15 protein-coding genes and 1 pseudogene are annotated in these 12,915 nt (G+C 49.5%); 15 read left to right on the forward strand and 1 reads right to left on the reverse strand.

All coding sequences use genetic code 11. The features are described 5' to 3' along the window. Positions 1-48: 48 nt before the first annotated feature. From ubiD to M0220_RS10720, 7 genes are all read left to right on the forward strand, one after another. Positions 49-1,542: a 4-hydroxy-3-polyprenylbenzoate decarboxylase gene (ubiD, locus tag M0220_RS10690; RefSeq protein ID WP_030070386.1), complete on the forward strand. Its 1,494-nt coding sequence runs from the start codon at positions 49-51 to the stop codon at positions 1,540-1,542. A 42-nt stretch (positions 1,543-1,584) separates the two neighbouring features. Next, a complete protein-coding gene (locus M0220_RS10695) occupies positions 1,585-2,367 on the forward strand; it encodes an NAD(P)H-flavin reductase (RefSeq protein ID WP_030070385.1) in 783 nt (260 codons plus the stop codon). 66 nt (positions 2,368-2,433) lie between these two features. Continuing rightward, positions 2,434-2,562: a hypothetical protein gene (locus M0220_RS10700; protein ID WP_264017617.1), complete on the forward strand. Its 129-nt coding sequence runs from the start codon at positions 2,434-2,436 to the stop codon at positions 2,560-2,562. A gap of 362 nt (positions 2,563-2,924) precedes the next feature. Beyond that, positions 2,925-3,101: a hypothetical protein gene (locus M0220_RS10705; RefSeq protein ID WP_198023695.1), complete on the forward strand. Its 177-nt coding sequence runs from the start codon at positions 2,925-2,927 to the stop codon at positions 3,099-3,101. 3 nt (positions 3,102-3,104) lie between these two features. Beyond that, positions 3,105-4,184, forward strand: a complete 1,080-nt coding sequence (locus M0220_RS10710; protein WP_264017618.1) for a 3-deoxy-7-phosphoheptulonate synthase — start codon at positions 3,105-3,107, stop codon at positions 4,182-4,184. A gap of 90 nt (positions 4,185-4,274) precedes the next feature. Then, on the forward strand, positions 4,275-4,787 hold the full coding sequence (locus M0220_RS10715; protein WP_030070383.1) for a DUF3087 family protein: 513 nt from the start codon (positions 4,275-4,277) through the stop codon (positions 4,785-4,787). A 149-nt stretch (positions 4,788-4,936) separates the two neighbouring features. Further along, positions 4,937-5,677: an MliC family protein gene (locus M0220_RS10720; protein ID WP_030070382.1), complete on the forward strand. Its 741-nt coding sequence runs from the start codon at positions 4,937-4,939 to the stop codon at positions 5,675-5,677. Positions 5,678-5,707: 30 nt separating this feature from the next. Here M0220_RS10720 and M0220_RS10725 read toward each other — a convergent pair whose 3' ends face one another. Next, positions 5,708-6,778: a metal-dependent hydrolase gene (locus M0220_RS10725; RefSeq protein WP_264017619.1), complete on the reverse strand. Its 1,071-nt coding sequence runs from the start codon at positions 6,776-6,778 to the stop codon at positions 5,708-5,710. Positions 6,779-6,855: 77 nt separating this feature from the next. Here M0220_RS10725 and M0220_RS10730 point away from each other — a divergent pair, with 77 nt between their 5' ends. The 8 genes and pseudogenes from M0220_RS10730 (at position 6,856) to M0220_RS10765 (ending at position 12,884) form a co-directional block, all read left to right on the forward strand. Then, entirely contained in the window at positions 6,856-7,308 is a 453-nt protein-coding gene (locus M0220_RS10730; RefSeq protein ID WP_030070380.1) for a DUF411 domain-containing protein, read from the forward strand. A gap of 15 nt (positions 7,309-7,323) precedes the next feature. Next, entirely contained in the window at positions 7,324-7,764 is a 441-nt protein-coding gene (gene gloA / locus M0220_RS10735) for a lactoylglutathione lyase (RefSeq protein ID WP_030070379.1), read from the forward strand. A 44-nt stretch (positions 7,765-7,808) separates the two neighbouring features. Then, the gene (locus M0220_RS10740) at positions 7,809-8,240 is read left to right on the forward strand and encodes an META domain-containing protein (RefSeq protein ID WP_051690113.1); all 432 of its coding nucleotides are present in this window, start codon (positions 7,809-7,811) and stop codon (positions 8,238-8,240) included. 201 nt (positions 8,241-8,441) lie between these two features. Beyond that, a pseudogene (locus M0220_RS10745) lies at positions 8,442-9,457 on the forward strand (IS30 family transposase). Between the two features lie 208 nt (positions 9,458-9,665). Further along, positions 9,666-10,262 (forward strand): universal stress protein, encoded by a 597-nt coding sequence (locus M0220_RS10750; protein WP_198023694.1) that lies wholly within the window; start codon positions 9,666-9,668, stop codon positions 10,260-10,262. A 92-nt stretch (positions 10,263-10,354) separates the two neighbouring features. After that, positions 10,355-11,872 (forward strand): alanine/glycine:cation symporter family protein, encoded by a 1,518-nt coding sequence (locus tag M0220_RS10755; protein ID WP_264017620.1) that lies wholly within the window; start codon positions 10,355-10,357, stop codon positions 11,870-11,872. A gap of 50 nt (positions 11,873-11,922) precedes the next feature. Continuing rightward, the gene (locus tag M0220_RS10760) at positions 11,923-12,252 is read left to right on the forward strand and encodes a peptidoglycan-binding domain-containing protein (RefSeq protein ID WP_264017621.1); all 330 of its coding nucleotides are present in this window, start codon (positions 11,923-11,925) and stop codon (positions 12,250-12,252) included. 14 nt (positions 12,253-12,266) lie between these two features. Beyond that, the gene (locus M0220_RS10765) at positions 12,267-12,884 is read left to right on the forward strand and encodes a LysE family transporter (RefSeq protein ID WP_264017622.1); all 618 of its coding nucleotides are present in this window, start codon (positions 12,267-12,269) and stop codon (positions 12,882-12,884) included. Positions 12,885-12,915 lie beyond the last annotated feature (31 nt).

Here is a 12,915-nt window from a genome sequence, read left to right on the forward strand (position 1 = left end):
GGCAACAGTAATGGCTGACAGCCGGGTAAGTGCCTTGAGGAGAGTGCCTTGAAGTACCACGACTTGCGCGATTTTATTGCAGCGCTTGAAGCGCAGGGTGAACTGAAGCGGATTAAAGCAGAAGTCGACCCCTATCTCGAAATTACTGAAATTTGTGACCGTACACTGCGCGCTGGTGGCCCTGCACTATTGTTTGAGAATGTGAAGGGCCATGATATGCCGCTATTGGGCAACCTGTTTGGTACGCCTAGGCGGGTAGCGCTCGGTATGGGTCAAGATTCAGTAGAAGCACTGCGCGAGGTAGGTAAACTACTTGCGTTCCTAAAGGAACCTGATCCGCCGAAAGGGCTTAAAGACGCCTGGGACAAGCTGCCGATTTTTAAGCAGGTGCTCAGCATGGGGCCCAAAAATGTCAAGCGAGCCCCCGTGCAAGAAGTGGTGTATGAAGGTGATGAGGTTGACTTAGGCCGTTTGCCGATCCAGCACTGCTGGCCAGGTGATGCCGCGCCGCTGGTAACTTGGCCGCTGGTAATTACCAAAGGCCCGCATAAAAAGCGCCAAAATCTTGGCATTTATCGTCAGCAGAAAATCGGTAAAAACCGTCTGATCATGCGTTGGCTTTCCCATCGCGGTGGTGCGCTGGATTTTCTTGAGTTTCAAAAAGCGCATCCCGGTGAGCCATTCCCTGTGGCAGTGGCGTTGGGGGCTGATCCTGCAACAATTTTAGGTGCCGTGACGCCGGTTCCTGATTCGCTGTCTGAATACGCTTTTGCTGGGTTGCTTAGAGGCTCGCGCACCGAGCTGGTCAAGTGCGGTCATGCAGAGTTGGATGTGCCTGCGTCGGCTGAAATCATTCTTGAAGGGTTTCTCTACCCCGACGATATGGCACCAGAAGGACCGTTTGGCGATCACACCGGTTATTACAATGAAGTTGATCACTTCCCTGTGTTCACCGTGACGCGGATGACCATGCGGCGGGACGCGATTTATCACTCCACCTACACCGGCCGCCCACCCGATGAGCCAGCCATTTTAGGGGTTGCGCTTAACGAGGTGTTTGTTCCCATTCTGTGTAAGCAGTTCCCCGAAATTGTCGATTTCTACCTACCACCGGAAGGGTGCTCCTATCGAATGGCTGTTGTGACCATGAAGAAGCAGTACCCGGGTCACGCCAAGCGCGTCATGATGGGGGTGTGGAGTTTTCTGCGTCAGTTCATGTACACCAAATTTGTCATTGTATTAGATGACGATATCGATGCGCGTAACTGGGAAGATGTGATGTGGGCCATTACCACGCGCATGGACCCGGCGCGGGATACGGTGATGGTGGAAAACACGCCTATTGACTACCTCGATTTTGCGTCGCCGGTGTCTGGGTTAGGTTCCAAGATGGGGCTCGATGCTACCAATAAATGGCCAGGCGAAACGGATCGTGAGTGGGGAACGCCCATTGTGATGGATGATTCGATAAAAACCCGCGTTGACGAGCGCTGGGACGAGCTGGGCATTGATATCCCATTACCCACTCCTCGCCACGGCTAACCCAGTGGCGCAGGTCAGGCGACTTTCTATATAGAGGCTTTCATGAGCGCAAGCACGTTAACTTGCAGAACGTTAATCTGCCAGGTAACCGCCGTTGAGGATTTAAATCCCGATGTCTTTGGGGTGACCCTGGAAGGGCGGCCCGAGGCCATGCAGCATGCGCCTGGGCAGTATTTAGAGCTCAAACTAGACGATAACACTTGGGTACCGTTTTCTATTGCCAGCGCGGAACGCGGTGACGGTATTATCGAATTACATATTCAGCACTGGCCTGAGCGAGATAACTCTGCTCGCCTGCGAGAGTTATTGCAGGTAGCTAATCAGTTGACTGTTCGCCTACCCAGCGGTGAATGTGTATTAGACACGCAAAGCGAGCGTCCTCTGTTGCTAATTGCTGCAGGTACAGGCTTTGCACAAATGAAGGCGATTGTTGAGGCGGTACTAAGACAGCAGCCTGAACGGCCCATTTCACTATGGTGGGCCAATCGCGAACATCGTGATCTTTATGCGGAAGATCTGGCCTGCGAATGGGCACAGCAGTATGCCAATATTTCTTTCCAAGCGGTGACAGAGTTTCCACTGACTGAGCCGCTAGCAGAAGGCGAGCGTATCACGCATCATCAAGGGCGCATTGACTTGGTGTTAGAGAGTGATCTTGAGAACATGCTTGAGAGTGGAATGGCTGGGTCGCCCAGCGGCTGTGATATCTACTTGTCGGGTTCGCCGGGTATGGTGTACGCCTGTGTTAATATCTTAGAACGGAAAGGTATTGACAGTGAGCGAATGTTCTCAGATGTGTTTGCTTACGCGCCTCGTCCTCACTAAAATAGCTGGCCAATAACTGGTGTTCGGCATATGCCGGTAACCGATACTGATAAAAAGGAGGCTTTCATGGCCCACCATGACGACAACTTTAAAGACGAATCAGGTTTGCTTGCTATTGTGCTCGGTGTTGTTGTGCTGGTGAGTATGAGCGCACTGCCCGCTACTATTGGTTGGATACAAGCGTTTGGCGGTTGATGGTTGCCATTTTGCCTCTATGCAGGCAGGATTAACCCATTAGAAGCACTGTTCTCGACAATTAATGTGAATCAGGACGTAGCCATGCACACAGCACAATGCATTCAACACACACAAGCAAAGCCAGCATCGGCGGCTGGTGTGTGGGCGTGTGTTGCTGCGTTCTTTTATGCTGTCTATTGGTTTAGCTACGGTGTGCCCCTGGCCGACCATTAGCGTCGCGTCATCAGGCACACCGACTAGGTTGCCTGCCGCATGCAAAGAAGCCTCGGTTGGTAGCCCAACCGAGGCTTCTTTTGTTTTAACTGTTTATTTAGGTTAATTGCTCAGATTTCACAGGACTTTCATCAAGGAGCTGCATCATGATGTACCGCGCAAACTCTCTCGCTAATCTGCTCGCCAACGTTGCTAACTATATCGGTTATGGCTATGGCTGGCGATTTAGCGACGCGCGGTCGGTGCAAGCTGCCACCTCCGACCGTGCAAGCCAGGGTGGCATGTTGTTGTTATCACGATGTCATACGCTTCCGGAGAGTTAAGTTATGAATGCCCATGTCAGCCCTGCTTGTACAACCTTGTCAAATCTAGCGTCATTAACGAATGGCCCCACGAACTCATCGCAGCCGTTGCCTTTGCCAGCAGAGCTACGCCGCAGCGTAGGTATCGATAGCCAATTGAATGCGCAAATTGCCCATCAGCGCCAAGCGGTTCAGCGCATTTTGAATGGTCAAGATAACCGCTTATTAGTGGTAGTTGGCCCTTGTTCTATCCATGACCCGCATGCCGCGCTAGAGTACGCCGATCGGCTGGCTGCGCTTAGTGAAGAAGTGAGCGAGCAACTGCTACCGGTAATGCGTGTTTACGTTGAAAAACCACGAACTACAGTGGGTTGGAAAGGTTTGGCCTATGACCCTGATTTAGACGGCAGTGGCGATATGCCAAAGGGTATATCGCTCTCTCGTGAGTTGATGCATGCCGTAGCCTCACGGGGCTTGCCGGTGGCTACTGAGCTTTTACAGCCCATGTTGGCACCTTACTTAGATGATCTGTTGAGCTGGGTCGCTATTGGCGCACGTACCACGGAATCACAGCTGCATCGCGAGCTGGCCAGCGATCTCACGGCAGCAGTGGGGTTTAAAAATGCCACTAGTGGCGACGTCCAGGTTGCTATTGATGCTATGCAGGCAGCGGCGCATTCCCACCAGCGTTTCGCAATGAATAGTGAAGGGCGGCCGGTCATGCAGGAAACCGCTGGTAACCCCAATACGCATGTGGTGTTACGAGGTGGTCATGGCGAACCAAACTACCAAGCGCATCATGTGCGAGCAGCGGTGAATACCTTACGAGACGCCGGACAGAATCCTCGCTTAATGGTGGACTGCAGTCATGCCAATGCGCGAAAAGATCACCGACGCCAAAGTGAGGTTATGCTCGACGTGCTGGCGCAGCGTAAAGCGGGCGATGCTAATTTGGTCGCATTAATGCTCGAAAGCCATTTGTATGAAGGTAAGCAAGCGCTGTCACCCAACGCGATGCGTTACGGCGTGTCGGTGACCGATGCCTGTGTGAGTTGGGAAACGACCGAACGGTTGCTTAAAACTGCTGCCGAGCGAATGAGTTAATACCGGTTATCTACGGCGAGCTTGATAATCACTTGTTTGCCCTGGTCAGCCCCGTATCATAAGGGACTACTTTTGATGATGAGGTTGGCCATGGTTTTCACTCTTGAGCAGCATGACCCTAGCAGTTATCAGCGCAAGGCGCGAATGATCAGCATTGCCATGGCAGGGCAGTTGATCGTCTTTGGGCTATTGTTCTCAATGCTTTTAACATCTGCTTTTGGCAGTAGTCTATGGCTTAATGCGCTGGGTGTGTTTCTAGGTCTATTAGCCACTAGCGCGATGTTTGCAGTTCTCAAGGATCGGCCTTGGATGACTGAAATGCGCTATGTTTGGCAGCTCAAGCATCACCTTTCCCATATTAGTGGTTACCTACAGCCACTGCGCCGGGGAGTGGAAGAAGATAATCGCGTAGCGCTGGATATCGTGACGTTTTACCATCAGGGGATGACGCAGCTCGCTGAACTCAACGGTCGTACTACCGATGATGATTCAGAACGTCTCGCTGAAAAAATGCAGATAAGGCTAAAACGCGAAGAGTTAGGGCTGCCAGCCCAGGTTGACAGTTTTGATCCACAGGACTTAAAAGCATTTAAGCGCCGCTAAACGAATTGAATTTGTTTATTCAGAAGAAATGCGCTGAACGCTAAGTAGGCGTCCATTGACGATGTTTATGATAATGAAAAACATCACAAAGATAGCGGCATGAATAGTAATAGTGGTAACAACAGTGATAACAACAGGGAGCAGGATGCATGACTTACTTACCTAATCGGTTAACTGGTTTAATTGCGCTGACTGCCTCGGTTGTGCTGGCAGGCTGTGCAAATACTGGGGCAACACCTGCTGATTCTACTGCTGAAGTGTCTAAAACAACGGTACACAGCAGTGCACCATTACTGCCTGCTGTCCTGTTTCCTGGTAGCGCGTCGTACTTTGACGCCTGGGAGTGTCAGCCCGCCAACCAAAACTTGGTCACCGCGGTGAACGACGATAATTTGCGGCTTTGGTCACTGCATGGTGCCTGGCGTTTACCAGAAGCGGTCGTGGCAAGCGGTGCGCGCTATCAGGATGGAGAGGTCAGCTTCTGGAACCGTGGCGATCAGGCGCAGGTGGAAACACCGCGTGGTCAGCTTCAATGTCGACAGGGGCAGCGCCGAGCAGCAGCCACACGGGCGGATCACCCCGGCGTGATGTTCTTGGGGCGTGGTAATGAGCCAGGTTGGTCGATTGAGCTTGCCCATGATGCGCCGATCATGACCTGGACAACAGCCTACGGTAGCGAGACGCAAACGATGCCCTATATGGTGAGTGTCATGGATAACGAAGCGGGTAGGGTGGTGATTGAGAATGCCAACGCTGATCAGTTTTTCCGTGTACGTATTGAATCAGGCGCCTGTTTTGATGATATGAAAGGCCAACCATATCCCGCCCGAGTCACATTGACCATCGGCGGGGAGCAGTACAAAGGCTGCGGTCAGGGTATAGCCCCTTAATTGGTGCGAACTTTTAAATTCACTGGTGTGTTAGCAGCGGTAAAGGAAAGGCTCGACACGCCAGTGGGGTTCGATAAAGTCGCTAGCGCATAGTGCGGTGACATTGCCCGTAGCTCTCACAGCAAGTCTGGAGAGTGTCGCAAAACGAAGGCCGCGTGATGTGTCTACTTCTTCGCTAATCTCTACTGGTTGCCAAAGGTCACCATCCCGGGTTGCCAGGGTAAAACTGAATGGATGAAACCCGGGAAAGCCAAGTCGAATATCCGTGGCGATCAACATTTCCTGGCCATCAATCCACTGTGTGTCATAACGCAGAAATGGACCTGTAAACCATACTAGCCGTTGTCCTAGCGGCTCTGCCAGGGCACTTTCCTCCAGTGCAACGTTGCGTTTGATAGGCTCAAATATTGGCTCTCGCTGGCCATCAAACACGCTGATCAAACTCTCAAAATAGCGATCTCCGTCAATAACAGTGGCGCGCCACAATGCAATATTAAACGGTGTTGGTTGAATCAATATAGGGGCTGCTTGCAAACCAGCGTCCGCTAATGCTGGTGCTAAGCGCTGCTCAATGCTCCATTTTGTGCCTGCTGCCAGTAGCAAATATAGGCTGGATATTGCTAATCCGATCGTACAAGCCTTACGTACTTTTTTTGTGGCAATGGCGATAATCAGTGCTAACAATAGTGGCAGGGTATAAAAAGGATCGATAATAAACACGATAGGCCACGCTGCAGGTGGCATATCGAGTGGCCAGAACAACTGTGTGCCGTAGGTGGTCAGTGAATCCAGTAGCGGGTGGGTGATCAAAATGAGCGCAAAAAAGCACCACCATCTTCCCAAGGATATATCCCGAGCAGGCGCAAAACGATGACACAGCAGTGCCAAGACGGTAGCTAAGCCGGTTAGCACAAACAGCGAGTGGCTAAAACCGCGATGCTCTGTCACATTGGCCACAGCATCGCCATAGTCGAGCACAACGTCTAGGTCCGGCAGTGTGCCAAGCAGCGCGCCAATAAACACGGCTTTGCGGCCCAGTCGTTTACCTAGCACCGCACCCCCAATGGCAGCCCCAAGAGTAGCTTGTGTAATTGAATCCACGAATGTCTCCTTGGGGTGTTCCCCGACGACTAAACAATAAATGTATTATTATACAGATCTGTGAGGAGGATGTTTAAATGTCAAAAAATCGTCTAACTAAGCGTCTGGTAGCCAGTTTTTTTGCTGCGTATTCACTCAACGCATTAGCAGCGCCCACTGTTGATGTGCACAGCGACCCTAACTGTGGTTGTTGCAGCGACTGGGTGAGTCATCTCGAAGAGGCTGGGTTTGAAGTGAATCATCAGCGAGATGGCGATCTAAGATCTATTAAAATGGCTAATGGCGTTCCACCAGAACTAGCTTCTTGCCACACAGCCTTGATTGATGGCTATGTCATTGAAGGCCATGTGCCCGCGTCCGATATCAAGCGACTGCTGGAAGAGCAACCAGAGGTGGTTGGGCTAACGGTGCCAGGCATGCCGCATGGTTCTCCAGGCATGGAGACAGGCCGAGTGGATGATTATGCTGTGCTCAGTTGGAGCCGAAGTAACAGCACGCCCGAAATTTTTAGCGACTACACCCAGAAATAATGAAGGGAGAGTGACATGCAGTTTTTGCATACTATGGTGCGGGTGAGCGACCTAGACGTGTCGCTAAATTTTTACTGCGATCTCTTAGGCTTAAAAGAAGTACGCCGTAAAGAAAACGAAAAAGGCCGTTTCACCTTGGTCTTTCTCGCTGCCCCAGAAGATGAAGCGCGCTCTGAACGCTTAACCGCACCAGAGCTTGAACTGACCTATAATTGGGATCCGGAAGAGTATAGCGGTGGGCGCAATTTCGGCCACCTAGCTTACCGAGTTGACGATCTCTATGCGTTATGCAAAAAGCTTCAAGATAATGGGGTCACTATTAACCGTCCGCCGCGGGATGGTCATATGGCATTTGTGAAGTCGCCCGACGGTATTTCTGTTGAGCTGCTGCAAAAAGGCGATGCGTTGCCGCCTCAGGAACCATGGGTGTCAATGGAAAATAGCGGAAGCTGGTAATTTTCAATAAGGAGCATAAGACAGTGACGGTCAAATTTGGAGCAATGCTAGCCGGTGTCGCTACCGCGCTACTGATCAGTGCGTGTAGCAGTTCACCAGAGCAAGAGAGTACAACAGCGCCGGAAAGCATGTCGCTATCAGGCGCGATAGTCGATCAGCGTTGGAATTTACTGCTAATAGGTACCGATGAGCGGGTATCGTTACCCGATACGCCATTCTTTAAAATTGAACGCGACGGCAGCGTGAGCGGTTCGGATGGTTGTAACCGATTTACCGGCAGTGTGGAGTTGGGTGAAAACCAACGTATCGAGTTTAGCCAGCTCGCCTCGACACGCATGGCTTGCCCCAATATGGAAGATGCCAAGCGGGTAACCGACATGCTCGATACGGCCTACCGCTACCTGATTGACCACGACAGGCTGGTATTTTTTGGACCAGATAGCCGTGTATTAGGCGGCTGGCGCGAAGCCAACTAAGCTTGAGATCAGTATTTGATCTCAATTAGCTAGCGTTCAAAAGGCGGATTGAAGCGGGCGATAAAGCGCGCATCAATCCGCCTTTTCCATTCTCATGCCCAGCGGCTGGAAAAGTCGAAGGCGCATCTTCTGGAAATTATATGACTGCTTGGCCGCAGAAACTGAGTGCAACACCTGAGCATTTCGCTAAGGTGTTGTCCCATGTCTTACCTCGAACTCAGTATTGAAGAACGTGCCAGCATCCAAGTGGGTCAAGCCCAAGGGATGAGCCTTCGGCATATTGCCCAGCTCCTGGGGCGAGCTCCTTCAACCATCTCTCGTGAAATACGCCGTAACCAAATGGCCCAGAACGGTTACTGCGCCCGGTACGCCCAGCGTCAGCGAGAAAAGCGTCGAGAGGTCTGTCGTCCTGCGCGTAAGCTTTTGCCAGGCACCGAACGGTTTGATCTCATCGTGCATATGTTGCGGCGACGCTTGTCTCCGAACAAATTAGCGGCAAGCTCAAGACGATGAAACTACCTGATTTGCGCGATGCCTACGTCTGCCGAGAGACCATCTACACGGCCATTTATGCCTTGCCTGTTGGCCACCTTCGCAAGGAACTGATTCACTGCTTGCGACAAGGTAAAACCACACGCAAGCCTCGTCGTGGCGAAGTGGATCGACGTGGACAGATCCCTGACATGATCAGCATTCACTTACGTCCGCCCGAGGTCAGTAAGCGTGAAATGCCTGGCCACTGGGAAGGCGATCTGATCAAAGGTAAGAATAACGCGTCCGCGGTAGGCACCTTGGTAGAGCTTAGCAGTGGCTATCTGATCCTCGCAAAAATGGACGACGCCACCGCCACATCCGCCGTAGCAGGTTTTAGTGCCGCCCTGAACCGAATGCCGACCACCGCTCGAAAAAGCATGACCTATGATCAGGGGCGTGAAATGGCACAGCATGCAAAAATCACTCAAGAAACGGGCGTTGCGATTTATTTTTGCGACCCCCACAGCCCCTGGCAACGTGGGGCCAATGAGAATATCAATGGTCTTATCCGTCAATATTTACCGAAAGGAACGGACCTTTCAGCACATAGCCAGGAAGAGCTGGACGCCATTGCCTTTGAGCTGAATATGCGACCTCGAAAACGCTTTGGATTTAAATGTCCGATAGAAGTGATGAGCGAGCTGATGGTCAAGTACCATGAAAGCCCATCAACCATCCAATGAGTGTGTTGCACTCAGAGTCTGCATCCGCCCTGTTTCCGAACTGCGATAGTGCACTCTGGAACGTAAAAAATATCGCTCTTCGTTGCTAACTAAACCTTAAGAATTAAGGAAGTTGCAGTTTCTTTTGTCATTACCGTTCAACCATTTGGGTTGAAACAATAACATTAGTAAATTTCGAGTCAATTCGTAATGCTAAAGTATTATTGACTTGAAAAAACTGCTTTACAGTAATTCTAGGCAGAATTATTGTGGTTTAAAGGCCAGCGATAAAAATCAACTATGGTCTTTTACGGGAGGATGCCAGACTGTCTTTATTGGCTGCTGGTTTTATGTCAGGTATTCCTTTATTAAAAAAAGAATATTAGGAAAGAAAATGGTAAAGACTTTTATTGTCGGCTTCGATGGCACAGATGCATGTCAGCGTGCTGTGGACTTTGCAGTAGCCTGTGCTAAACATCAATCTGCTGAAGTGCATCTTGTGCATGTTTTGGAGTGGTCTCCTTATAAATTTATGTCTAGCGAAGAAATGCGCGAACGCCACGAACGTAAGCAACAAGAAGTGGCTAGTGCAGAAAAGTTTATCAAGCCAATTGTCGAAAAGATGCGTAAAGATGGTGTTAAGATTACCAGTGAAGTTCAGCATGGTAATCCTACCGAAATTATATGTAGAATTTCAAAGAATAAACCAGATTCGCAGATTTTTGTTGGTCGTAAGGGAGCTTCTAAGCTAACTAAGTTATTGGTGGGAAGTGTTGGTATGTCGTTGATTCAGAGTTCACCGGTACCAGTTACTATTGTACCCTAAGTTGCTTTTTACTTAAAAAAGTAATGCTCTCTATGTCGAATGTATTTCAATTGTTAATTCCCTGATCCGTGCAAGCTGCTGGAGATTCTTAGATGCATAGTCTACTAACCCGCATAATTGCGATTGCAGTACTTTTTGGTTTTTCCTCTCAAGCTTTTGCTCAAAGTGGTGGTTTGGATGAAGCAATTAGTCGTGTTTTCGAACCTATTGCTACCCCTATTGTAAATGTTATTTTTTATTCGGTACCTATCGGCGGTGTGCAATTTCCGCTTATCGTAGGGTGGCTAGTTATTTGTGGTCTTGTTGCAACTTTATTTTTTAAATTCGTTCAGTTTAGGGGGTTTAAACACGCCATTGACTTGGTACGCGGCTGTTACTCTAAACCAGGAGATGCAGGAGAGGTATCCCACTTTCAGGCGCTGACTACGGCGTTGTCTGGTACGGTTGGGCTAGGAAATATTGCGGGTGTTGCTGTTGCTGTTTCTATTGGTGGAGCGGGTGCAACTTTCTGGATGATTCTCGCGGGCCTGCTGGGAATGGCATCTAAATTTACCGAATGCATACTTGGCCAGAAATACCGAAACGAACTACCTGATGGCAGAGTTTCTGGCGGTCCAATGTATTATTTAGAGCGTGGCCTGCGAGAAGAACGTAATCTAGGGGGTTTGGGAAAGTTCTTTGCGACTGTTTTCGCTATTTGTTGTATTGGTGGTGCGCTAGGTGGCGGCAATATGTTTCAGGCCAACCAAGCTTATTCTCAAATTGTTAATGTTACCGGTGGTGCTGAGAGCTTCTGGGTTGGTAAAGGCTGGTTGTTTGGTTTAATTATGGCAGTCGTTGTTGGAAGTGTCATTATTGGCGGTATCAAATCTATTGGCCGTGTTACCGAAAAGCTGATTCCTACTATGGCTGGCCTCTATTTTATTGCTGGTCTTGTTATTATCGCTGTCAATATTGATATGGTTGGATGGGCTTTTGGTGAAATTTTCCGTGGAGCTTTCACGGGTGAAGGTGTCGTTGGTGGTGTTCTGGGCGCTTTAATACAAGGTTTCAGAAGGGCTGCTTTTTCAAACGAAGCAGGTATAGGTTCAGCAGCTATTGCTCACTCCGCAGCTCGTACTAGTGAGCCAGTGTCTGAAGGCTTTGTTGCCCTACTTGAGCCATTTATCGATACCGTTGTGATCTGCACAATGACCGCGCTTGTGATTATTATTTCTGGTGCGTTGTTAACTGACTTAACGGGAGTTGAATTGACCTCAGCAGCTTATGCGACTGTCCTGCCATGGTTCCCGATAGTTCTAGCGATTGCGGTCGTTTTGTTTGCACTTTCAACCATGTTTGCATGGTCTTACTATGGTCTAAAAAGCTGGACTTATTTGGTTGGCGAAGGTAAGGCTAAAGAGAATGCCTACAATTTCGTTTTCTGCTTATTTATCATTATTGGTGCCAGCATGAGTTTGGGGCCTGTGATCGACTTCTCGGATTCTATGCTGTTCGCGATGGCTATTCCAAATATCATTGGTATTTATCTATTAATGCCTGTTGTTAAGCGTGAGGTGAATAAGTATTGGGCTAAAATAGAAAGTGGTGAAATCGAAAAAGTAAAATAAAGATAAAAGGCGCAAGGAGGCGCCTTTTGTTATTTAGGAAAAATAGCATTATGCGTCACTTGTTATTGTTTTTATTTGCTTTCTTACCCTTGATGATGGGCTGCGACAATATGCGTCCAACCCCTATAACCTCCGAACTATTACATTTAAGTGTTGCTGAGCTAGTTGGGAAAATAGACAGTGCTTTAAGTCGGCTTGAGTACAGTAATGGTAAAGTGGGGGTTAACCTGGGGCGCGTAGGCATGCGTATGGAATTGCGTACGTTACAGTCTTGTTTAGAGCAATTAGACTATTTTGACGGACCGCGTTTGGGTATTCTTGATGATAAGACGGTTGCTGCTATTGAGCGCTATCTAGCTAATCGGGACAGCCTGTTGTAGGAGCTTGTTTTGCTATGAGTTTAAGCCTTTGGCTTGCTTTTGTGGTTGCTGCTGGGGTTATTGCAATTACCCCAGGCCCTGGGTCTATTCTTGTGTTATCAACTGGCCTACGCTATCGTTACTCTTTTGTTTTTAGAGCACTTTTGGGCTTAGAACTTGCCTTGTTGGTTCACCTTGGTATTGTCGCACTCGGGCTGGGCGCTTTACTGACGGCTTCGAGTACCGCCTTTCTTGTGATGAAGATCATCGGCGCAGTTTACCTAGTCTGGCTGGGCATTCAAAAATGGCGAGCTAGCGTTGAGCCGATTGATACAAGCCAGTTCCACATTGCCGCCAACAGACAGCTGTTTCGCCAAGGCTTGCTCGTCAACCTAACTAATCCCAAGGCCGTCATCTTTATTGCTGCTTTAGTGCCACAGTTCATCAACGCCAATGCCCCTCAACTACCACAGTATCTGATCATTGGCGCAACCATGGTAGGGGTGGATGTTTTCATAATGACGGCCTATGCCTTGCTGGCTGGTCGGTTTCGTAACTGGTTTCAAGATACTCGGATGTTGCGCTTACAGAACCGTGTTTTTGGCGGAATATTCGTATCTGCTGGAACATTGCTGGCTGTGTCATCTCGCTAAACGCTTGAGCCTGAGCATCGTGAAAAAATGG

This window comes from Halomonas qinghailakensis, from assembly GCF_025820815.1.
In the GTDB taxonomy this organism is placed as follows: domain Bacteria; phylum Pseudomonadota; class Gammaproteobacteria; order Pseudomonadales; family Halomonadaceae; genus Vreelandella; species Vreelandella qaidamensis.

Excerpts from the sequence above, each read along its gene's own strand:
- M0220_RS10695 (WP_030070385.1), top strand. The coding sequence starts at position 1,585 with ATGAGCGCAAGCACGTTAACTTGCAGAACGTTAATCTGCCAGGTAACC.
- M0220_RS10700 (WP_264017617.1), top strand. The coding sequence starts at position 2,434 with ATGGCCCACCATGACGACAACTTTAAAGACGAATCAGGTTTGCTTGCT.
- M0220_RS10705 (WP_198023695.1), top strand. The coding sequence starts at position 2,925 with ATGATGTACCGCGCAAACTCTCTCGCTAATCTGCTCGCCAACGTTGCT.
- M0220_RS10710 (WP_264017618.1), top strand. The coding sequence starts at position 3,105 with ATGAATGCCCATGTCAGCCCTGCTTGTACAACCTTGTCAAATCTAGCG.
- M0220_RS10715 (WP_030070383.1), top strand. The coding sequence starts at position 4,275 with ATGGTTTTCACTCTTGAGCAGCATGACCCTAGCAGTTATCAGCGCAAG.
- M0220_RS10720 (WP_030070382.1), top strand. The coding sequence starts at position 4,937 with ATGACTTACTTACCTAATCGGTTAACTGGTTTAATTGCGCTGACTGCC.
- M0220_RS10730 (WP_030070380.1), top strand. The coding sequence starts at position 6,856 with ATGTCAAAAAATCGTCTAACTAAGCGTCTGGTAGCCAGTTTTTTTGCT.
- gloA (WP_030070379.1), top strand. The coding sequence starts at position 7,324 with ATGCAGTTTTTGCATACTATGGTGCGGGTGAGCGACCTAGACGTGTCG.
- M0220_RS10740 (WP_051690113.1), top strand. The coding sequence starts at position 7,809 with ATGCTAGCCGGTGTCGCTACCGCGCTACTGATCAGTGCGTGTAGCAGT.
- M0220_RS10755 (WP_264017620.1), top strand. The coding sequence starts at position 10,355 with ATGCATAGTCTACTAACCCGCATAATTGCGATTGCAGTACTTTTTGGT.
- M0220_RS10760 (WP_264017621.1), top strand. The coding sequence starts at position 11,923 with ATGCGTCACTTGTTATTGTTTTTATTTGCTTTCTTACCCTTGATGATG.
- M0220_RS10765 (WP_264017622.1), top strand. The coding sequence starts at position 12,267 with ATGAGTTTAAGCCTTTGGCTTGCTTTTGTGGTTGCTGCTGGGGTTATT.